This is a genomic window from Sorangium sp. So ce1014 (genome assembly GCF_051521505.1).
Classification (GTDB): domain Bacteria; phylum Myxococcota_A; class Polyangia; order Polyangiales; family Polyangiaceae; genus Sorangium.
Genome location: NZ_CP150356.1, coordinates 2,560,517 through 2,583,162, shown reverse-complemented (window position 1 = coordinate 2,583,162; position 22,646 = coordinate 2,560,517). Strand labels below are relative to the sequence as shown.

Genomic DNA, 22,646 nt, shown 5'->3' with positions numbered 1-22,646 from the left:
GCATCGCGTCACCGCCGGTGACCGGCGCGGGACGAAGCGGCTCCGAAAACCTCCCTGAGATGTCAAGCGCAACCAGCACGCCTGGATGCCCCCCGCGCCACGATCGCAAAAAATCGTTCAGTTTCAATATGTTAGCGCTGACCCAGGGGTCGGCTCACGATTGACGCCGCCGGGGAGGTGGGCCATGGCGGACGCACGCCCTATGACCATCGAATGCGCGACGATCGCGAAAAGGATTCGCACTCGGGCCGCCTGGCTCGGCCTGGTTGCGTCGCTCGTCCCCGGGGTCGCCGGTTGTGGTGATGACGAGCACAGCCCATCCGGCGGCACCGGGGGCGGGCAGAGCGCCGGTGGCGGCGGTCTCGGCGGCGAGGGGGGTTCTGGCGGCGGCCTCGGCGGCAGCGGCGGTCTCGGCGGCGAGGGGGGTTTTGGCGGCGGCCTGGGGGGCAGCGGCGGTCTCGGAGGCAGCGGCGGTCTCGGCGAAGGCGGCCTGGGCGGCGGCGGTGGCGAGCCGGGCGCCGAGCATCGTGTCTCGTCTCCCGGCGGCGAGCTCGTCGTGACGTTCGATGTTCAGGGCGGAGTCCCCTCCTATTCGGTCGAGCGCGCAGGGAGGGCCATCCTCGCCGACTCCGCGCTCGGCCTCGGTCTCGGCGATCTCGGGTCGCTCGGCCGCAACGTGCGCGTCGCCGGCGCGGCTCGGCGGGCCGTGGATTCGACCTGGAACCCGGTGTGGGGCGCCGCCTCCGAGATCCGTGAGCATTACAACGAGCTCACGGTTCATCTGGAGTCGAGCGCTCCGGCGAGGCGCCTCGACATCGTCTTCCGCGTCTTCGACGACGGGCTGGGCCTCCGTTACGTCATCCCCGAGCAAGAAGGCCTCGGCGAGCTCGCCATCACCTCCGAGGACACCGAGTTTCGCTTCGCATCGGACGGCACCGCCTGGTGGACGCGCGCGGACTTCGAGGGCGACGAGTCGCTGTACAACCGCGGCGCGCTCAGCGCGGTCCAGAATGCCAATACGCCCATGACCGTCCGGCTCGCGGACGACCTCTACGTGGCCCTGCACGAGGCCGATCTCGACGATTACGCCGCCATGACCCTGGAGGCGCTGCCGGACGCGCCCCACGGCTTCCGGAGCGCGCTCGTGCCGGCGCAGCGCGGCCCGGAGAGCACCGCCGTCAAGGCGCGGATCACGCTGCCCTTCGAGACGCCGTGGCGCACCCTGACCGTCGGCACCGGCGCGGGGCGCCTCATGGAGTCGCACCTGATCCTCAACCTCAACGACCCGTGCGCCATCTGCGATGGCGACCTGTCCTGGCTGCGGCCGGGCAAGTACATGGGCGTCTGGTGGGAGATCCACAAGGGCCTGTCGACCTGGGAGCCGGGCGAGCACGTCGGCGCCACGACCGAGAACACGCAGCGCCTCATGGACTTCGCGGGCCAGCACGGCATCCCGTACGTCCTCGCCGAGGGCTGGAACCAGGGCTGGGACGGCGGCTGGACCGACATGGATTACACCGCGTCGAACGACCGCTTCGACCTCGAGGAGGTCGTCGCGTACGGGGCGGCGCGCGGGGTCGGCTTCGTCGCGCACATGGAGACCGGCGCCAACGTCGACGGCTTCGAGGACCAGCTGGACGAGGCGTTCGCGCTCTACGAGTCGCTCGGCATTCACGCCATCAAGACAGGATACGTCGGCGACATCCCGGGCCATCACCACTACAGCCAGCGCATGGTGAGCCATTACGCCGAGGTGGCGAGGCGGGCCGCGGACCACGGGATCATGGTCAACGCGCACGAGCCCATCAAGCCGACCGGGGAGGAGCGCACGTATCCCAACTTCATGAGCCGCGAGGGGGTGCGCGGCATGGAGTACGAGGCATGGAGCGACGGCAACCCCGCCTCGCACACGCTGACGATCCCCTTCACCCGCATGCTCGGGGGCCCGGTCGACTACAACCCCGGGATCTTCGAGATCCTGTGGGCGCCGGAGAAGATCCCCGAGAGCCCCTTCGCCGGGAACCCGCCCGCCCGGGTGCACACGACGCGCGCGCACCAGCTCGCCCTCTACGTCATCCTGCTCAGCGGGCTGCAGATGGTGACCGACATCCCCGAGCACTACGAGGGGCAGCCCGAGCTCGCCTTCATCGAGCAGGTCCCGGTGACCTGGGACGAGACCCGCGTGCTGAACGCCGCGATCGGCGAGCACACGACCGTCGCGCGCCGGAGCGGGGACGCCTGGTATCTCGGGAGCGGCACCGACAGCACCGCGCGCGCGCTCCGGATCCCGCTCGATTTCCTCGGCGAGGGGGCGTTCGTCGCCGAGACGTACACGGACGACGCCGAGGCCGACTACGACACGCGCCCGACCCTGGTCGCCCGGAGCCGGTTCCTTGTCACGCCCGCCGACACGCTTGTCGCGGCCATGGAGGCGGGCGGCGGCCAGGCGGTCCGCCTCCGCCCGGCGACCCCCGAGGACACGGCGAGCCTCGAGGTCTACCGGGAGCCGAGCTACGTGGTCGAGGACGTGGCGCTGCCGGCGGGGGTCGTCGAAGGCGACTTCGTCGCGGTGACCGCCGAGGTGACCAACCTGGGCAACCTCGTCGGCGGCGACACGGTCGCCCTCACCGTGGACGGCGCCCCGGTCGACGCGCGCTTCCTCCGGATCAACGCCGACGAGACGGCGACGGTCGCCTTCGAGATCCGGCTCTCCGCGCGCGGGACGGCCAGCGTGGCCGTGGGCGACGCCGCGCCCGTGACCGTGACGGTCATCCCGCGGGACGAGGCGCCCCCGCCGCCGGCCGACTTGCGCGTCACGGACACGAGCGCCGCGTCGATCGACCTGGCCTGGGCGTCGGTGCCGGGGGCGGTCGCGTACCGCATCTACCGGCACCTCCCCGGCGGGCTCTACGGCGGGACCCCGCACGCCGAGGTGGACGGCGCGCTCACGACGTTCGCGGACGCCGGGCTGACCGCCAACCAGACCTATTTCTACATCGTCCGCGCCGTCCACGCGGACGGCACCGAGTCGCCGGCGTCGAACGAGATCGCGCAGGCGGCGACGCCCCGGCGGGTGCCTGTCACGTTCCGCGTCTGGGCTCCGCCGGAGACGCCGTCCCTGGACGCGATCTACGTGCCCGGCAGCATCGACGCGCTCGGCCCGTGGGACCCGGGGCTCGTGCCGATGACGCGCGTGGGCGGCGGGATCTGGGAGACCACGGTCGCGATCCCCGAGGGGACCGAGCTCCAGTACAAGTATGCGCGCGGCGCCTGGGAGCGCGTGGAGTGGTGGGGGAGCATCACCGGGGTCAGGAACCGCGCCGTCGCGATCCCGCTCGGCGGCGGCGCCCGGACCGTCGACAACACCTCCACGGCGTGGGACGACGGCGCGGTCGCCGACATCGAGAAGGGGGTGCGCTTCTGGCGGGATCCGCTCGTGTCCGGCACGGCGCCCGCGGACGGCGCCGTGGTCACGGCGACGCCCGCGATCGAGGTCGGCTTCTCGCGCGACGTCGATCCGCAGGGCGCGAGCGGCTACGACGGCTCGGTGCAGGTGGCGCGCGACGGCGAGCCGGTCGCGGGCGCCGTGGCCGAGACCGCGCCGGGCCTCCTGATCTTCACGCCCGCAGCGCCGCTCGCGCCGGGCGCCTACGAGGTGGTGGTGGCCGACGTGAAGAGCGCCCTCGACCTGGACAGCGTGTCGATGCAGGCGCCGTACGTCTTCGGTTTCACGGTAGAATAACCATCTCACGGTAAGATTCCGCTCGCCGCGCCGCCCCTCCGGAGATCCGCATGCAGGCCCAACCCGCGTCGCCCGAAGAGCTCCTCGCCTCCCTCGCCGAGGCCGCACAGGAGCTGCTGTTCCCCAGCGAGTCCGATCACCCGCTGGAGCCGTTCCGATCGCGCGGGGACGCGTCGTCGCCGGACGCGCTGCTCGCGGCCGAGGGCCTCGCCGCGGAGACGCCGGTCGAGGTCACGACCGCGGGCGACTTCTTCGCGCCCGTGATCGAGCCGCCCGAGGACGCGGGCGAGGCGGCGCTGGCCGAGGCCGGGCGCTACCGGCGGCTCGCGGAGCTCCTGGAGCGCCACCTGACCGACCTTCGCGTCTACCGCGTGGGGCGCGTCGCGATCGACGTCTACGTCCTCGGCCGCCACCCGTCGGGCGCGTGGCTCGGGCTCAAGACGAAGGTCGTCGAGACGTGATCGACGGCGGGCGCGCCGCTCAGCGGCCGCCTGCGGGCCCGTCGTCGGTGCGCGCCTCGAGCGTGCGCTGCAGCGCCTCGGGGAGGGCGGTCAGCATGTCGTAGCCCGCGCGCCGCTCGATCTCGTCGACCGTCGTGCGGTACTGACCCCAGCCCTGCTCCAGGATCCCCGTCTCGTTTGGCATCACCGCCGCGATGACCCGCGTCGCCGGCCCGATGTCGTCCGGCCCCTGGCCCGGCTCGAGGACCACCGCGACCTTGAAGAACGCCTCCGGCACGGTGACGCCCTTGCCGAGGGTGGCCGCGCGCCCGCGCTCGTCGAAGAGGCCGCCGGCGATCACGAACAGCACGCGCCGCTCCTTCTGCGCGAGCTCCTGGCACGCCTCCTCGAGCCGGAGCCACGGACCGGCGTTGAGCTCGTGCCGCTGCGGCAGGATGTTCGTGAGGAGGAACGTCGCCTTGTTGTCGTCGGGGGTTCGCGTCCGCTCCTCGGAGCGGACCATGTGGCCGCGATCGAAGCCGGAGCCGGTGTAGTCGTCGTGCTGCACGCGGTACCACCCGTCCGGCAGCGCCGCGTCGGCGAGGAACTTGCCCCGGTGGCGGGGCGTGTCGCCGAACGAGGCGGCGTCGAGCCGCCAGCTGACCCAGTTCGCCACGTTCCTGGAGCGGTTGTACGAGAGGGCATACTGGGGCTTGATCATCAGGTGATCGTCGGCCGCCGGCGCCTCGGCCCGGGCGGCCCGCGCCCCCGTGCGGGCCGGCACGCCGAGCTCAAGATGGGCGCTCTGCGCCGGCGGCCGCGGCGAGGGCGCGCCCTTCGGCGGAGCGCCCTTCGGCGGCGAGGGGCCGGTGGATCGGCCCGGCGAGGGGGATGGCCTGGAGGAGGGGCGGTCCTGGCCGAAGTCCAGCCCGAGCCCCTCGAGCCCGCGCTCCAGGCCGCACTTGACCCCCGCCGCGCTGAGCCCGGCCACGACGAGCGCGACGAGCGCGCGCGAACCCCAGGACTTTCGTTGTCGCCTCTTCGAGCCCACGTGAGCGCTTCCGGCTATCTACGGTAGCAATGGCACCAGCGTCCAGCTCGATGCGCGGCCGGTGCCGGGCGATCGCGGCGTCCGCGGCGGCCGGCGCGCTCCTCGCCCTGGCCGACGGCGACGCCAGGGCGGAGCCCGCTCAGCGGCAAGCCCCCGCGGCGGCGGCGCAGGCCCCCGCCGCGGGGGCGCAGGCCGCTCAGGTCACGATGCCATCGCCCATCGGCCCCACCGACCCGCCCTACCCGCCCGGCGGCGCCGGCGAGGCGACCGTGGTGCTCCGCCTCACGGTGCACGCCGACGGGACGGTGGGCGCGGTCGAGGTGGAGGGCGAGGAGCCCTTCGCGAGCGCAGCGGCGCGCGCGGCGGCGTCGTGGCGGTTCGAGCCCGCCCGCCGCGACGGGCGGCCCATCGGCGCGCGCATCCTGTTCCGCGTGACGTTCCGCGACCCCCGCCACGCCGTGCCCGCCCCGCCCGCCGCGCCTCCGCCGGCGCCCGCCGGGCCTGCGCCGCCCCTGGAGAGCGCCGCGCCGGCGCCGCCCCTGCCGAAGCCCATCGACGTCGTGGTGGTGGGCGAGCGCGCGGCGCCGATGACGACCTCGATGACGCGCGAGGAGGTGCGCCAGATGCCCGGCGCGTTCGGCGACCCGTTCCGCGCGGTCGAGGCGATGCCCGGCGTGACGCCCATCGCCTCCGGCGTGCCGTACTTCTTCGTGCGCGGCGCGCCGCCGGGCAACGTCGGCTACTTCGTCGACGGCGTGCGCGTCCCGCTGCTCTACCACGTGGCGCTCGGCCCCAGCGTGATCCACCCGGCGCTCGTCGAGCGGGTCGATCTCTACCCGGGCGGCTTCCCGGCGCGCTTCGGGCGCTACACCGGCGGCGTCATCGCCGGCGAGACGAGGGAGCCGTCGCGCCTGTTCCACGGCGAGGCCAACGTCCGGCTGTTCGACGCGGGCGCCATGGTGGAGGCGCCCTGGGCTGACGGCCGCGGCACCGCGCTCGTCGGCGGCCGCTACGCGTACCCGGGCGCGCTCCTCTCGCTCTTCTCGCCCGGCGTGGAGCTCGGGTACTGGGACTACCAGGCGCGCGCCACCTACGATTTCTCGCCGTACGACAGGGTCGGGCTCTTCGCCTTCGGGTCGCACGACTACCTCGCCCAGATCGAGGACGACGGGGAGACCGACGTGGTGCTCGCCGGCGATTTCCACCGGCTCGACCTGCGCTACGACAGGTTCTTCGGCCGGGGCGGCCGCCTGCGGCACGCCGTCACGCTCGGGTATGAGCAGAGCTCGAACCAGGACGGGGAGCGGGCCGGGAGCACACGCCTCCTCGGCACGCGCGTGGAGCTGTCGGCGCCCGTCTCGGAGCAGCTGACCGTGCGCGCCGGCGCCGACGGGCAGCTGGAGCGGTTCGACATCGACATCCGCGAGAACGACGGGGACTTCCCGAGCCGGAACGACCGGGCGCTCGCTCGCCTGTTCACGAGCCGGGAGGACCTCGCCGCCGGGCTCTGGGCCGACGTCGTCCTGCGCCCCGCGCCCGAGCTCGAGGTCGTGCCGGGCGTGCGCGGCGACTTCTTCTCGTCGGGCGGCGAGACCGCGTGGACGGTGGATCCGCGGCTCGCGACGCGGCTGCAGGCGACGCGCAACGTCGCCCTGCTGAGCGCCTTCGGCGTGACCCACCAGCCGCCGAGCTTCCTCGGCGCCGTGCCCGGCCTCCAGATCGGCGGCCTGCGCGGCGGCGTGCAGACAGGGCTGCTCGCGAGCGCCGGCGTCGAGCTCCGGCTCCCCGAGGGGATCAAGGCGACGATCTCCGCGTTCCGGAGCGGGTTCTTCGACCTCAGCGACGCGCTCGGCAACCGGCTGCCCGGCACCGACATCGGCCTCGCGCAGCGGGCGGAGCTGCGCGGCACCGGCAGCACCCATGGGCTGGAGATCCACGCGCATCGCAGCCTATCGAAGCGGGTCGGAGGGTTCGTGTCCTACACCCTCTCGCGCTCGGTGCGCCATGTCGGCCGCGAGACCTTCGACTCGGCCTTCGACCGCCGCCACGTGCTCAACGCCGCCGCCGCGGTCGACCTGGGCCGCGGCTGGAAGCTCGGCGGCAGGACGGTGTTCTACAGCGGCATTCCGATGACCCTCGATTACGACCTCTGGGGGAACGACGGCCTGAACGGGCAGCGACCCGATAACGACGACGAGGACCGCCCGGACACCGAGGAAGACCTCCGGCGTCGCGAGCAGCTGCGCGAGCAGATCGCCCGGTACGTACGAGGGCTGAGCCTGCCGGAGCGGCTTCCGGCGTTCTTCCGGCTGGACCTGCGGCTCGAGAAGCGGTGGGTGCTCAGGGAGGGACGGACCGTCTCGCTCACGGTCGAGGTGCTCAACGCGACGGCCGGCAAAGAGACGCTGCAATACGAGTGCTCGCTCCTGCGCGGCTGCGAGCCGGAGGAGCTCGGGCCCATCGTCATCCCGAGCCTCGGCGGCGAAGCGAGCTTCTGAGCGGCATTGACCTTGCCTCGGTGGAGGTGGAGGTGGAGGCGGCCGCGGCGGACGCGATGGACCCAGCGCGCGCGGCGCTCGCCGGGGGACCTGAGGAAGCGCCCGCGCCGTGGTCGAGGATCCGCGTCCTCGCCGGCTCTGGCGAGCTCATCCGCGGGCGACGAATGCAGCATGGCTGCGAAAATCTCATGCCGATGCATTGCCCCGGGACGGCGCGTAGACGGCGCCTCCTGGCCATGACGGACAGCGAGGATCCGTGAAGCATGGCAATAAAATTATTGCCAGCACAGCGATCGAAACGAGGACACTGGCTCCGGCATCTGCACGGAATCACGCCTCCGCGCCCTCCAGCGGCGCAAATCATTGCGGCATAACGCAACGATTCGCGCAGCGTCCACGCCGCACGACGGGATGCGCGGCTCACACGGCTCACACGGACAATGCACGGAGAACGCCACCAGGACCAAGAGCATTGATAAATACCGTTAAACGGCGGCACGGGCGGCGTTCGTGCGCTACCTTGGTTGTTCAGACGCTTTCTGGTCCAGTGTTTGCGAGCATTGCGAGGTGGTGCTGGAGCTGAGAGACCACGAGATATCGCACCGCGATAGACGTTGCCTCACCTCCAGTCACCTACCGCAACCATGAGGGTCAACTGATGAATTTGTATTCCCGCACACTCAGCACGGTTCTCTTCTCGGCGACGCTCGCGGCCACCTCTCTGCCTGCGAGCCAGGCCGAGGCGTCGTCGTCGAGGCAGCATACAAAGGTCGAGCGTCTGGTGTTCCCGGTGACCCTCTCCGACGGCAACACGTACGAGGTGGTCGGCTACCTCTACTATCGCGGCCACACCAAGTATCGCCCCCTTCAGGTGCTCGTCCACGGGCTCACCTACACGCACGCGTACTGGGACATCCCGTCGATGGGCGGACGCGACTATTCCTACGCCCAGCACATGGCCAAGGAGGGCTACGCCGTCCTGGCGCTCGACCTGCTCGGGGCCGGGGAGAGCAGCCGCCCGGACGGCGACTTCCTCGACCTGGCCCAGACGGCCGAGAGCGTGCACCAGGTCATCACCGAGATGCGCACCAGCGGTGGGGTCTTCAAGACGCCTTTCAGCCGCATCGCGCTGGTCGGCCACTCGAACGGCGCCATCGTCAGCACGCTCGTTCAGAGCCTCTACAACGACGCGGACGTCCTCGTCAACACGGGCTTTGCCTTCACGCCGCACCCGATTCCGGTCTCCCCGGAGGCGATCTCGGCGCTGCTGCAGACGCCCTATATCGCGATCCCGCCGGAGATACGCACCGACATCTTCTACGACGCGGCGAACGCGGACCCCGCGCTGATCGACTTCGACAATGCCACCATCGCCGACACCTACACGCGCGGGCAGTTCCTGGGCCTCCTCGCCGTCTCCGGGGACCCCTCGCTCTCCGGCATCCAGGGCGTGACGAGCCCGGTGCTCATCCAGTTCGGGGAGACGGACGAGCTGCAGCCGGCGTCCTATGTGGACTCCGACGCGGCGCTCTACACCGGCGCCGAGCGCGTCACGACCGCGATCGTCCCGCGCACGGGCCATATCCTCAATGGCCATCGCGGCACGCCGGTCGGCTGGCAGCAGATCGACTGCTGGATTCACCACAACATGGGCTGGTAGCGCTCGAGAGGAGACGCCAGCCGGTCGCGCGCTGCCGGCGCTGCGCGGCGCGTCACCCCCTCATCCCCCTCCCCGCATCACCCCCGCCCCCCTTCCCGCGAGACGCTGCCAGGAGCGGCTCGGCGCTCGCGAGGTGCACCGCCACCTGCGGCGCCTGGCCGGCTTGGCGGCCGCTGCCCGGGCTCTATGCTGCCCCCATGCGCGAACGGCTCGCCAAGACGCTCGGGGAGGTCTTCTGGACCGATCTCCGCGCCCACGCGGCCCGCGATGGGATCATCCTCGTCGCGGCCGACCTCGACCTCCTGGACGTCGGCGAGGCCGTCGCCTCGAACGACGCCGCCGCGGTCCAGGCCTGGATCGCGGCCGGCAAGCTGACCAAGCCGACGGCCGAAGACCTCACGCGCTGGCCGCTCCAGCGCGATCTGCGCTTCGTGTCCCTCGTGGTCGCGCCGTTCGTGCTTGTGCGCCGGCCGGCCCCGCCGCTGCCCTCCTGAGGCGCGTAAGGCGGGCCCGCGTCGGGGCGACCGCGCGACCGCGCGACCCGCGTCGAGGCGAGGGGCCTTGTTGCCGCATCCTCGTCCCACGCGCGAGCCCACGGGCCCTCCGGCGCTCGGACGCCGCGGCCCGAGGCGCGCCGCTGTCGCGCCGTGGTATCCTCGCCCGCATGCGCCGGTTCGAGTTCGTGCAGGGGACGAGCGCCAAGTTCTGGATGGCCGACGTGGACGACAGGACGTTCGTCGTCGTCTACGGCCGGCTGGGCACCGCCGGGCAGCGCAAGGAGAAGGCGTTCCCCACCGCGGAGGCCGCGGCGCGGGAATGCGAGAAGAAGATCGCGGAGAAGCTCCGGGAGGGGTACCAGGAAGTCGGCGCGCCCGCCGCCGCCGCGCCCGCGCCGAGCGCCGCCCCGCCACCGGCGAAGCTCGAGCTGCCTCCCCGCGTGCGGCCCGGCGACGCCACCGAGGCGCAGCGGAAGGCCGCCGTCCACGCGCTCTCCGCGCTCGCCGCCGCGCGCGGCCGGCGGAGCTGGGCCCTCGGCCGCGCCGTCCGCCGCGCCCGCCGCGCGCTCGAGCCGCTCGGCGGGCTCGATCCAGCGACCGACGCGGCGCTGTCGGCCGCGCTGGACGCGCTCATGGCCCGCGTCGTCGCGCCGAGCGCGGCCGATCGGCTGCCGCTCGTGCGCGCGCTCGAGCTGCTCTCGGAGCTCGACGCCGCCGCGTTCGCGCGCGCGGTGCGCGACACCTGGAAGGCCCCACCCGCGGCCTCGCCGGCCGCCGGCGCGCTCGCGCTCCTGAAGCGGCAGCTCGAGGAGCTCGGCGACCCGGAGCTCGGCCTCCGGCTCGGCGCGCTGCTCGTCGATCGGCCGCACCACGGCTCGATGAGCGCCGAGGCCGGGTGGGCGCTGCGATGGAAAGCGCTCTCGCCCTACCTCGAGGCGCACCTCGCCCGCAACGGGCGGTCGCTCGAGGAGCACCTCGCGAGCCTCGACGCAGGCAGCGACCCGCACGTCGCGCAGCGCATCGCCCGGATGCGCGCGGCGTGAGCTGCGCGCGCGTCCGGCTCGCCGCCCGCGCCCCGTGAGCGCCGCCTCGATCCGGTGCGCGCGGCGCGCGGCGCAGACGTAGGCAGATACGCCACACCGAGGGTCGCCGCACCGAGGCGGCGGCGCATCCGTCATCGCCGGATCGACTCGTCCTTGACCTGATCCGCAGGGATCGCGATTCTCTCAGCCCATCCCGCAGCGCGAGGGCGACTTGGCGAGCTCACCGAACCCGATCGACATCGCGAACGTCAAGCAGCTCGCCGCGAGCGGCTCGCCCGCCCTGGCCGAGATCCTCGAGGATTACCTCGATCAGCCGGATCCCACGCCGGAGGCGCCGCCCCGCGAGGGCGCGCTCACCTTCGCGGCGTTCCTGCGGCTGCTCTCGATCGCGCAGGGCATGGGCACCCCCGCGCAGCGGCGCGAGCAGGCGACCGACGCGTGGAAGCGCTTCCTCGCGCAGGTCGACGCCGCGCCGCCGCCGCGGCTCGAGCTCGCCGACCTGCTCGTCCGCATCTACGAGGAAGGCACCGACGCCGGGCGCAGCGCGCTGTGCGACGCCGCCAGGAGCGCGCCGCTGGTCTTCGGCGCGTGGGGCGGGCTCAAGCGCATCTACAAGCTGGCCGAGGCGCGCCTCGACGCGGAGCTCTTCGGCGCGCTCGCCTACCGCTTCGACGCCGAGCTCTCGCGCGGCGGGCGGCGCGAGGTCTCGCGCGGGACGCTGATCTACATGCGCCGCCGCGCGTGGCGCTTCCTGCGCGAGCTCGGCCGGAGCATGCCGCAGCTCTACCCGCAGTTCGCGGTCGAGGTCCTCCGCCACTACCCGCCGGACACGACGTTCCGCAACCTCTGGGTCGCGAATCACATCTGGGCGCACGGCACGGGCAAGTACGACGGGCGCTCGTTCCACGGCGGCGTCCCGCCGAGCGACATGGTGAAGCACCGCGCCTTCGGCGAGGCGTGGAAGCGATCGCCCGATCCGCTGATGCTCCTCCTCTCCACGTGCCAGGCCGATCCTCCGGCCAGGTTCGCGATCCAGGGGCTCAGGAAGGACTTCGCCGAGGCGCTGCGGAGCGTCACGCCCGCGTGGCTCGCGCGCCTCGCGACCCGGCCGCTCGCGAGCGCGCACGACTTCCTCATCGAGACGCTGCTCGGCTCGCCGGAGCTCCACCAGAGCAAGCTGCGGAGCCTCGGGCTGCACGACGCCGCGCTCGCGCTGCTCGACTCCCCGAGCGCGAAGGCGCGCGTGTTCGCGATCGAGTACGCCCGCGCGCACGCGACGGACCTCGACCCGGAGCGCCTCGACGCGCTGCTCGCCTCCGAGCACAAGGACACACGCGCGTTCGCGGCGTCGGCGCTGCAGGGCAGGAGCCCGCGCGCGCTCGGCCACGCGCTCCTCGGGCGGCTGCTCGAGCGCGGCGAGACCGAGGCCTGGGCCGCCAAGGCGCTGAGCGAGAGCTTCGACCGCGCGGAGCTGCCCGAGCCCTTCCTCGTCGACATGATCTACGGCGAGGGCGCGCAGAAGCGGTGGGCCGCCGCCTACTTCAAGGCGAAGTACAGGCCCGGCGAGCTCGGGGCAGCCTTCTGGATCCGCGTGCTCGACGACCCGCGCCACGAGGACGACGACCGCGCGACGGCGATGGCGCTCGACGCGCTCGGCAAGCACCCGGTCGCGACGATCGGGACGCCGTGGCTGCTCGGCGCGCTCACACGCAAGCGCATCGGGCCCACCGTCGCGACCTGGCTCCAGAAGGCCGACGCCCTGCCCGACCTGACCGCCGAGGGCGTGGAGCGCCTGAAGGGCCTCGTCTTCAGCGCCGAGACGCGCGGGGTCGCGCTGGAGGTGCTCGGCAACCCGAAGATCGTGACCCCGCGGCAGCTCACCCTGCCCTGGCTGCTCGCGCTCGCGCGGCGCGCGGACCCCACGCTGAACGGCTTCGCCCGACGGTACCTCCTCGCGCACATGAAGCCGCAGGACTTCGACGCGGGGCACGACCCGAGCGGCCGCGGCGACCGCGAGGCGGGCACCGCGAGGCTGTTCGCGCTCGCGCTCGGCGAGAAGGAGCCCGAGCCGATGCGCGCGTTCGCGCAGACCTACCTGCGCTGCCACCACCCGGCGCTCGGGCCCGAGCAGGGCGAGGCCAAGGAGCTCGACCTGAAGCCGGCGCTGAAGCGCGCGGCGTTCACCGCCGAGCGGATCTGGCCCGCGCTCCTCGACAAGCGGGACGACGTCCGGCGCTTCGCCGCGCTGATCACGCGCGCGGAGCTGCGGGCGTGGGGCTACCAGACCCGCGTCTACGAGCTCGCCCACAGCGACGCGAAGGAGGTGCGCAACATCGCCTTCGACGCGCTCCGCAAGGCCGGCGATCCGTCGGCCGATCCGGCGATGACGCTCACGATCGAGGAGCTCGATCCGGCGCAGGTCTTCGCGCTCACCGAGAGCCTGAAGAAGAGCGCGCGCGAGCTCGGCCTGTCGCTCATCCTCAAGCACTACGCGCGCATCGGGGGCCCGGAGCGCCTCGGCTGGCTGATGCAGAGCGCCGACCGCGAGGTGCGCCTCTTCGCGGTGCGGATGCTCTGGGAGAAGCACCGGCCGCGCGATCTGCCGCCGGGCTGGCAGCCGCGCGCCGCGCGCGGGAAGGAGCAGCCGCGCCCGGAGGCCGAGGCGCCCGAGGACGCAGGGCGGTTCGCGGACGTCGAGGCGCTCCGGACCTTCCTGCGGTACGTGCTCGCCGGCATCCCGGCCGGGAGGTCGCCGGAGCCGGGCGACGACGCGGGCCCGCGGAGGCGCCTCTCCGCGAGCGAGGCCAAGCGGCACGTGATCGAGATCGTGCGGGATCTCGCGGTCGAGGACGCGGCGTTCGCGGCGCTCGTCGCCCCGGTCATCGCCGAGTTCACCGGGTCGATCGCGAAGGGCGAGTGGCAGGCCTGCCTGGCCGCGCTCATGCGGCTCCGGCGCGCGCACCCGGGGCTCGCGATCGAGGGCCTCGCCCCGTTGGGCGCCGGACAGGAGCGCACATGAGCCACGCGATCGGTCACTACGAGAAGGTCCGCGCCCTCGCCGTCGGCCCGCGGCTCCTCGCGGTCGGCGGGGTGCGCGCGCCGGCGCCGGGCGGGACGCGCGGTACGCCGACCGCGCCGTCGCCCGCCGGCGCGAGCCAGGTGACGCTGTTCGATCACGCGGCGAACAAGCCGGTGCGCTCGATCCAGGTGCCGGCGCACGTGCTCTGCCTCGCGTTCGCGGGCGACCTGCTCGCCGCGGCGTGCTCCGACGGCGCGCTGCGCCTCGTCGCGGGCGGCGCCACGGAGGCGCAGGCGCTCGACGCGCACCCGGGCGGCGTCACGGCGGTCGCGGCGGCGCCGGGCGGCGCGCGCCTCGCGACCGTCGGCGCCGACGGCGCGCTGCGCATCTGGCGCGTCGGCGAGGGCGCCGGGTCCCCTGCCCCGGCGGCCGAGACCGCGTCGTTCGCGCTCTCGACGGCGCCGCTCCGCGCCGTCGCGTTCGACCCTGCCGGCGAGAGGGTCGCGGCCGCGGGCGACGACGGCGTCGTCCGCGTGATCACGCTGTCGACCGGCGCCCGCCGCGACATGCCCGGCCACGACGGGCCGGTCGCGGCGCTCGCGTTCACGCCGCGCGACGGGCGGCTCGCGTCGGGCGGCGACGACGGCACCGTGCGGCTCTGGTACCTCGTCGGCGACGTCGAGTGCGAGGTGCGCGGCGCGGACGGGAGCGGGCACGCGGGCGGCGTCCGCGCGCTGCTGTGCCTGCCCACCCCGCCGCCGCAGGAGGACGGCAAGGAGGCCGGCGACCGCCTGCTGTCCGCGGGCGCGGACGGCGCGATCCGCATCCTCCGGCTCGAGGACCGGCGCAAGCCGCGCACGCTGGAGACGAGCGCGCTGCCGCTCCACGCGCTCGCGTTCGCGCCGCCCGCCGCGAGCGCCTCCGCGCGCAAAGGGTCGCGCGCAGCCGCGGGCCGCGGCGCAACGGACGCGAAGGACGCGAAGGACGGGCTCGGCGCCCTCTTCGCCGCCGGAGACGGGCGCACCGTGTGGCGCTTCCCGATCGACCCGGCAGGCGCGCCCGCGGACGGCGCCACCGAGCTCGCGCACGGCTTCGATGTCCTCGCCCAGGCGCTCTCCGGGGCGCGGCCGGCCCGCGAGGCCGCCGTCAAGACGCTCGCGGCGCTCGACGAGCCCGAGGCGCTCGAGGCCGCGGCGCGCGCGCTCCGGTCGGACCGCGACGCCGAGGTGCGCGCGCTCGCCGCCCGCGAGCTCGGGGCGCACGGGCGCCGCGGCGCGCGCGCGAAGCTCCGCGAGGCGCTCGACGACGAGCACGCGACCGTCCGCCTGGCCGCGCTGGAGGCGCTCCGCGCGATCGACCGCGACGCGCCGCTCACCCCGCTCCGGGCAGGGCTCGAGGCCCGCGCCGCGGACGTCCAGCGCCGGGCGCTCGTCGAGCTCGGGAAGCTCCACGGCAGCTCGCCGCTCATCCCGGGCCTCATCGCCGACAAGCTCGCCGGCCGCGACGCGTCGGTGCGGCTCACGGCGCTCGACCAGCTCCAGAAGCTCCACCCGGACGGCCCGGAGCCGCTGCGCGCCGCGTTCGAGCGCGGCCCGGCCGACCTCCGGGTCGAGGCGCTCATCCGCGCCGCGCTCGCCGGGTGGCTCTCGTCGCCGACGTTCGCGCCGATCGCGGCGCGCGCGCTCGACGACGAGGACGCCGAGGTGCGCCGCATCGCGTTCGCGGCGAAGGTGATCGAGCGGCGGGCGCTCGCCCACGCGCTCGAGGCGCGCGACGAGGACCTCGGCCGCGCCGCGCTCGACATCGCGCGGCGCGCGGCCGAGGTGCTGCGACGCGCCCGCGAGGGCGGCGAGGAGCCGCCGGCGCAGGACGCGAAGGCCAAGGCGAAGGCGCCCGACGAGGCGCTCCTCCAGGCCGCGCGCGCCCGGATCCCCGGCGTGGGGAGCCCGGGCGCCGAGCCCGCCGAGGCCGACCTCGAGCCGCTGCTCACCGCGATGGCGTGCCGCACGCCGGACACGGCGGTGCGGGGCGCGCGCGGGCTCGCGCAGCTCGGCGACACGCGCGCCCTCGGCGCGCTGCTGCAGCTCACGCGCGAGCAGGACCCGTCGCTGCGCCAGAAGGCGGCGACCGCGCTCGCCGAGCTCCGGGACACCCGCGCCGAGAAGCGGCTCATCTGGATGCTCGACGACGCGGACGGGGCGGTGCGCGCCGCCGCGCTCGAGGCCTACGCGCGGCTCGAGCCGTCGACCCCGCTCGCCGTGGCCGAGGCGTCGCTCCGCTCGTCGCAGGAGGACATCCGCGTCCGCGGGCTCGACCGGCTTGTCGCGCTCGCCGGCGAGGGCAAGGGACCGAGGCCCCCCGAGGCCGAGGCGCTGCTCGCCGACGCGATCGAGGACGAGTCGCCCAAGGTCCGCCGCGAGGCGTTCCGGACGCTCTGGTCGTGGCACGCCTCGGATCCGCAGAAGGCGCTCGACCGCGCCCAGCTCGCGCGCTTCCCCGACCTGCGCCTGCGCGCCGTCGAGGAGCTCAAGGCGCACGGCGAGCAGCCGTGGGCGCTGGAGCGGCTGCACGCGGCGATCGGCGATCGCGACGACGGCGTGGCCCAGGCCGCGTACGAGGCGGTCGTCAAGCTGCGCGGCAAGGACGCCGTGGAGCCGCACCTCGCCGCGATGGCGTCGAGCCACCCTTCGGTCCGGGAGAGCGGCGCGCGCGGGGCCGCGCGCGCGCCGGCGGGCGACGCCGCGCGCAGCGCCCTGAGCCGCCTGCTCGAGGACGACCACCCGGGGCCGCGCACCGCCGCGATCGAGGCGCTCGACAAGCTCCTGCCCGGCGAGGCGGGGCCGCTCCACATCGGCCTCCAGTCGAGCTACCTCGACCTCCGGGTGCGCGCGGCCGAGCTCTGCGCCGCGCGGCGCGACGAGCAGCTCATCAACCCAATGCGGGCGCTCCTCGCCGACAAATCCCTCTTCAACGCGGGTCGGGGATCCGCGTTCGCGGTCCCCTCCACGGAGCTCCCGATCCAGCTCCTCGGCCCGCTCCGCGCCCGCGCCGCGAGCGCGCTCGCGACGCTCGGCTCGCCGCGGCTCGTCAAATACTTCGCCACCGAGCTCCTCAAGGACGACTACCCCGACGTGCGCGAGCAGGCCGCGCGCGGGCTCGCGATGGCCGCCCGCCGCGGCGAGGAGGGCTACCTGCTCGACGCCATGGGCCACGCCGACGTCGCCGTGCGGTCGTGGGCCGCCGACGGGCTCGCGCGGCTCGGCGACGTGCGGGCGCTGCCGGTGCTCACGGGCACGCTGCGCCACGAGCACCCGCCCATCCGCGTCGCGACGATCATGTCGTTCGCGGCGCTCGGGCCCGAGGGCTACGGGGGCATGCTGCAGGGCCTCGAGGACAGCTCGCGCGAGGTCCAGGAGATCGTCTTCGCGATCGTGCTCGCGCGCGACCTCCGGGCCTTCCGCCGCGGCGATCCGCCGGATCTCCTGACGAGCGCGCTCTCGTCGCAGCGCTCCGACGTGCGCTTCGCCGCGGCGCGCGCGCTGGAGCTCCGCACCGATCCGGAGGCGTACCTCGCCCACCTCATCGAGGCGCTGATGCCCCCGCGCCCCGACGCCGCGGCGCAGCCGGACCGGGATCGCGACGGCGCGGGCGAGGGCGACAAGCCCGCCGGCATGAAGGAGTGGCCGCCCGAGGTCGCGCGCGGCCGCGTCCTCGTCGGGCTCGCCGAGGCGCTCGCCGGCGACAACCCCGAGCAGCGGTACGCCGCCGCGCAGGTGCTCCGCATCCGCCGCAAGCCGGTCGACTACTTTCGCGAGGCGAAGCGGGTGGCCGCGCTGCGCCCCGCGGGCGCGCCCGTCGTGGCGGACACGACCCCGCGCGCCGCGGAGGAGACCGACACGAAGCCGGCGAAGGGGTGGCTCCGCCGCCTCTTCGCGCAGCCCGGGCAGAAGCAGGGCGCCAAGCCGGGCGACGACGCGGTCCCGGAGAGCGAGCAGCGGCGGCTGCGCTGGCTCGCGTTCGGCGCGTACATGGGCCTCCTCAGGCAGGTCTCGCCGGGCGACGACGAGGCGCACCGGACCCGCCGCGACGCCATCGACCGCATCGTCGACGTCTGCGCCAGGGGGCACGTCAGCAGCACGGCGGCGATCCCGCCGCTCGTCCGCGCGCTCGACGACCCGCACCACCTCGTCCGCAGGGCGGCCTTCGCGGGGCTCAAGGCGCTCTTCCCGGAGGGCGCGAGCGAGCCGCTCGCGCTCGGGCTCGCGTCGGCGTCGGCCGACGTCGCGCGGACCGCGCTCGACGAGATCGCGGCGCGCGGCGACGGCGCCCGCCCCGAGATCGTGCGCGCGCTGAGCTCACCGCTGCCCGACGTGCGCCGCTACGCCTTCGAGCTCCTCGAGCGGCTCTGCCCGAAGGGCAGCCTCGATCCGCTGCTCGCGGCGCTCGGCAGCGAGCACGCCGACCTGCGCCTCGGCGTGCTCGAGCGCCTGGCGTCGTCGAGCGATCCGCGCATCGTGCCGGCCCTGTGCCGCGCGATGGAGAGCGATCACGACGACCTCCGCCTGCGCGCGGCGGAGCTCCTCGCCCGCCGCCGCGACGATCGCGCCGTCGACGTGCTCGCGGCGTTCCTGCGCGAGGGCGCCGCCCCGCCGTCGGCGCCGACGACCGCGCGCGCCCGCGAGGCGCTCGTCGCGCTCGCGAGCGGCGCCGCGGTGCGGGCGCTCGCGGCGCGCATGGACGAGGCCGCCGCGCCGGCGGACCGCGCCGCGCTGGCGCGCGCCCTCGGGAGCACGCGGAACCCGGAGGCCACGGGCCCCCTCGCGGCGCGCTTCGACGACGAGGCCGCCGAGGTCCGGAGCGCCGCGTTCAAGGCGTGCCTCGAGATCGTCGACCGGGGGCGCGAGCGCGAGAAGCGCGACACGGCGGGCGCGGTCGCGTTCCTGGCCGCCGCCTCGCGCGCGAAGGACCCCGCGCTCCGCCTCGCCGCGGCGCGTGAGCTCGATCTCGGCGACGATCCCGCGCAGAACGACCTGCTCGTCCCGCTCTTCTCGGACCGCGACCTCGCCACGCGCGTCGCGGCCGTCACGTCGTACGCGAAGCGCGTGAAGGGCGATCGAAAGGACCCAGCGCCCTCGGGGCCGCTCGAGGCCGTGCTGCGCGCCGGCGCGCGCGAGCTCGTGCTGCCGGCCGCGGAGGGCGTGGCGGCGAGGGGCCTCGCGTCGGCGCTCCTGCCGCTCCTGCTCGTCGTGCGCGCCGGCGAGCCCGGGGAGCGGGAGCGGGCCTTGCTCGCGCTCGGCACGCTCGGCGACGCCCGCGCGCTGGACGAGCTCGAGGCGGTGGCCGCCGGCGGCACCAAGGAGGCGCCGGTCGAGACGAGCATGCAGGCCGCCGCCACCGAGGCGCTCGGCCGCATCGCCCCGAAGCTCGAGAGCGCCGAGCTCCGCCGGCGCGCCTCGGAGCGCGTCGAGCAGGCGCTCCACGCGGACGCCATCGACCTCCGCGAGTCGGCGGCGAGGGGCGCGCGCTGGATCGGCGGCGAGCGCTCCCGCGTGCTGCTGGAGGAGCTCGTGCGCGCCGGCGACACGCCGGATCGGCTCCGCCTCGTCGCGGTGAGCGAGCTCGGCGAGCTCGGCGATCGCGCGGCCGAGCTCGCCCTCGCGCGCGCGCTCGACGCGCGGAGCGCCGAGGTCCGCAAGGGCGCGCGCAAGGCGCTGGAGAAGCTCTTCCCGGGCGAGCGGACGCGCGTCGAGCTCCTCGCTGTCGCGAGCGAGCACGACGACATCGCGAGCCCGGCGGCGAGCTACCTCGCCGCGGAGGCCGACCCGGCCGAGCTCCTGCCGCGGCTCGCGGCGCTCAAGGACGAGGAGCTCCGGCAGCGCCTCGCCATGGGCCTGCTCCGCCGCGGGTCGCTGCCGGCCGCCGCGCTCCTGCGCATGCTCGAGGACGACCGCGCCCCGGCGCGGCAGGAGGCCGCGCGGCTCATCGCCGCCGGCACCGTGGACGGCGATCGCGGGGCGCTCGCCGGGGCGGTCGCCGCCGCGGCGCAGCGCACGGCGGAGCGCTGGTCGGCCGCGCACGGCGACGCGCGCGACGCCGAGGCCGCGGCGTGGCGCGAGCTCCTCTGGGCCGCGGCGCGCGCCGGCGCGACCGCGATGGCGCCCGCGCTGCGCGCCCTCCTCTCGGACGGCGGCGCCCCGGGCGACGTCCGCCGCGAGGCCGCGCGCGCCCTCGGCGCCCTCGATCTTGCCGCGGGCGGCGCGCGGCCCGCGGGCGCCGTCGAGGCGCTCACGGCCGCCCTCGTGGACATGGACGCCGGCGTCCGCGCCTCGGCGGCGGCCGCGCTCGCCGCGCTCGCGCCGGACGGCTCGGCCGCGCGCGCCGCGGCGGTGCGGCCGTTCGACCCCACGGCCTTCGGCCCGACGGCGCGCGCCGCCTCGCCCGAGGCGCTCTCGGCGCTCGTCGCGAGCGAGCCGGGCAGGCGCCTCGCGCTGCCGGCGATGCTCGCGCGCAACGACATCGCCGCGCTCGCCCCGCTGCTCTCGCTCGCGCAGGGCGAGGGCGGCGACGCCGCGGCGCGCCTCGACGCGATCGCGGCGCTCGGCCGCGCCGGCGGCGAGCGCGCGCTCGAGGTGCTGGCCGCGCTCGCCTTCGACAAGTCCAGGTCCACGGCGCCCGACGTCGCCGTCCGCAAGGCCGCGTACCGGGCGTACCGCCGCGCGAAGCGCCGCGCGGCGAACGAGCGCGCGAGGCGGGCGACCCTCCCGCGCGCGCCCGCCGAGCCCGGGCCCCCCGACGGAGTCAACGCATGACCGCAGCCCTCGCACGTCCGATCCACCTCCGGTACGCCGCGCCGAGCGAGCTCGCCGCCGCCCCGCTCCACTCGAGCGTGCGCCTCTCCCTCGACAGCGCCCGCGGCCCGGTCGGCGTGCGCGGCACGCTCCGCGACGCCGCGCTCTTCCGCGACGCGATGGCCACGCTGGCAGCGCTCCAGGAGAGCGACCTCCGGTACAAGGGCCGGGACCGCACCGCGTACCTCGCCTACCTGATGAAGCAGGGCAAGAAGGCGACGGCGGCGATCTGGGAGGCGCAGAAGGCGTTCCTGGAGGGCGCCCTGGGCGACGCCGCCGCGGGCCAGGGCGACGGCTCCTCCGCGCAGCGGAAGGTCTCCGGCGCGCTCGATCCGGTGCTCACCGTGCACCCGGACGAGGTCTCGATCGAGGTCTTCTCGCGCGACGAGAGCGCCTACGCCCGGCTCGCCTTCTCCAGCGATCTCTTCGAGGGCCGCGAGGCGGCCCACGGCACCGCCTTCGTCGATCTCTCGCCGCGCATCGTCGAGCAGATCGATCGCCTGCGCGTCTACACGAAGGTGGAGCTCGACGCCGGCGCGTCCCGCGCCACGCGCGACTCCATGCCGTTCGAGCGCTCGCTCGAGGTCCCGGCCACGTGGCTGCGCGGCTTCCTGCAGGTGCAGTCGGCGGCGACGCTCCCCGCGGTGTCCTGCGAGCTCGCCCCGATCGACCTCTACAACGCCCTCTTCGTGCTCCGCACCCGCAAGGCGAAGAAGCCGCCTCGCGGCCTGCGCTTCGAGCTCGTCCCCGGCAAGCCGCCGCGCCTCCTCCTGGAGCCCTGGGAGATCCTCCTCGAGGCCCACGGCCCCCCGTACGAGGGCCCGCCGCGCGTCGTCCGGACCTTCGGCCGGCAGCGGCTGCTCGCGCTCTCGCGCCTCCTGCCGCACGTGCGCAGCGCCCGCGCCGAGCTCCGGGGCCCCGGGCTGCCCGTCTTCTGGGTGCTCGATCTGGGCCGCGCCACGCTGACCGTCGCGCTCACGGGCTGGACCGACAGCAGCTGGGCCAGCGCCGCCTCGTTCGACGCCCTCATGCCCTCGGACGAGCAGCGCGGCGGCGGCGCGCGCGCCGCGCTCGACGCGCTCGCGGGGAGGCAGCTCGCCCTGCTCCGCGAGCGCGGGCCGCTCCCGCTCGCGGCGCTCGCGGCCGGCGCCGGCGCCGGGGACGCCCGCGCGGCGCTCCAGCTCGAGTGCCTGCGCGGCCGGGTGCTCTACGACGTCGCGCGCCGCGTCTACCGCCCGCGCGAGCTCTTCGCCGAGCCGGTCGACGAGCGCGAGATCCGCTACAGCTCGCCCCGCGAGGCCGCGGCCCACCGCCTGCTCGGCGCGCCCGGCGCGGTGCGGCCGACCAAGGTGCACGAGATCGCCGGCGAGGGCACCGAGATCCACGGCGAGGTCGCGGACCGGGAGGCGCACCGCGACTTCTCCCCCCGGTTCACGATGGACCTCGAAGGCCGCGTATCGGACGCGTGGTGCAGCTGCCCCGCGTTCCGCCGGAGCGGCCTCCGGGAGGGCCCGTGCGAGCACATGATCGCGCTCCGCGTCGCCTACGCCCGCGAGCGCGCCGAGCGGGACGCCCAGCGCCAGACGGCCGAGGGGCGGTCGCTCATCCGCGCCGAGACGCGCACCTACGTGCGCCGCGAGGCCTCGGGCGCCGAGGTGGTTTACCGTGTCTCGCTGGACGACCGTGTCGTCCACCTCGCGTGGGGCGCGCGCGCCGCGGCGCCTCGCCACCAGCGCATTTGGTTTGACACGGACGGCGAAGCGCGCGACGCGTATTTCAAGCGCCTGGATGCGTTAACATCGTCCGGGTTCGTCGACGCCGACGCGTCGTCTGCGTGAAGAGGGGGAA

The 22,646-nt window shown here is 75.1% G+C and carries 10 protein-coding genes; 9 read left to right on the top strand and 1 reads right to left on the bottom strand.

The features are described 5' to 3' along the window. The first annotated feature begins 202 nt into the window (after window positions 1–202). Both WME75_RS09915 and WME75_RS09910 read left to right on the top strand, forming a co-directional pair. Window positions 203–3,742: a glycoside hydrolase family 97 catalytic domain-containing protein gene (locus tag WME75_RS09915; RefSeq protein ID WP_437489007.1), complete on the top strand. Its 3,540-nt coding sequence runs from the start codon at window positions 203–205 to the stop codon at window positions 3,740–3,742. A gap of 50 nt (window positions 3,743–3,792) precedes the next feature. Then, complete coding sequence (locus tag WME75_RS09910; protein WP_437489004.1) at window positions 3,793–4,203, top strand: nuclease A inhibitor family protein; 411 nt, start codon at window positions 3,793–3,795, stop codon at window positions 4,201–4,203. A 19-nt stretch (window positions 4,204–4,222) separates the two neighbouring features. Here WME75_RS09910 and WME75_RS09905 read toward each other — a convergent pair whose 3' ends face one another. Then, window positions 4,223–5,233, bottom strand: coding sequence for a DNA/RNA non-specific endonuclease (locus WME75_RS09905; RefSeq protein ID WP_437489001.1), 1,011 nt, complete (start codon window positions 5,231–5,233; stop codon window positions 4,223–4,225). 29 nt (window positions 5,234–5,262) lie between these two features. Here WME75_RS09905 and WME75_RS09900 point away from each other — a divergent pair, with 29 nt between their 5' ends. The 7 genes from WME75_RS09900 (at window position 5,263) to WME75_RS09870 (ending at window position 22,636) form a co-directional block, all read left to right on the top strand. Continuing rightward, entirely contained in the window at window positions 5,263–7,731 is a 2,469-nt protein-coding gene (locus WME75_RS09900) for a TonB-dependent receptor plug domain-containing protein (RefSeq protein WP_437488998.1), read from the top strand. A gap of 658 nt (window positions 7,732–8,389) precedes the next feature. Continuing rightward, window positions 8,390–9,391, top strand: coding sequence for an alpha/beta hydrolase (locus WME75_RS09895; protein ID WP_437488995.1), 1,002 nt, complete (start codon window positions 8,390–8,392; stop codon window positions 9,389–9,391). Window positions 9,392–9,588: 197 nt separating this feature from the next. Further along, complete coding sequence (locus WME75_RS09890) at window positions 9,589–9,885, top strand: DUF2288 family protein (protein WP_437488992.1); 297 nt, start codon at window positions 9,589–9,591, stop codon at window positions 9,883–9,885. A gap of 170 nt (window positions 9,886–10,055) precedes the next feature. Then, window positions 10,056–10,931: a WGR domain-containing protein gene (locus WME75_RS09885; RefSeq protein ID WP_437488990.1), complete on the top strand. Its 876-nt coding sequence runs from the start codon at window positions 10,056–10,058 to the stop codon at window positions 10,929–10,931. 211 nt (window positions 10,932–11,142) lie between these two features. After that, on the top strand, window positions 11,143–13,950 hold the full coding sequence (locus tag WME75_RS09880) for a hypothetical protein (protein WP_437488987.1): 2,808 nt from the start codon (window positions 11,143–11,145) through the stop codon (window positions 13,948–13,950). Beyond that, a complete protein-coding gene (locus tag WME75_RS09875) occupies window positions 13,947–20,759 on the top strand; it encodes a HEAT repeat domain-containing protein (RefSeq protein ID WP_437488984.1) in 6,813 nt (2,270 codons plus the stop codon). Before WME75_RS09880 ends, WME75_RS09875 begins: the two co-directional genes overlap by 4 nt. Further along, window positions 20,756–22,636, top strand: coding sequence for an SWIM zinc finger family protein (locus WME75_RS09870; protein WP_437488981.1), 1,881 nt, complete (start codon window positions 20,756–20,758; stop codon window positions 22,634–22,636). Before WME75_RS09875 ends, WME75_RS09870 begins: the two co-directional genes overlap by 4 nt. Window positions 22,637–22,646 lie beyond the last annotated feature (10 nt).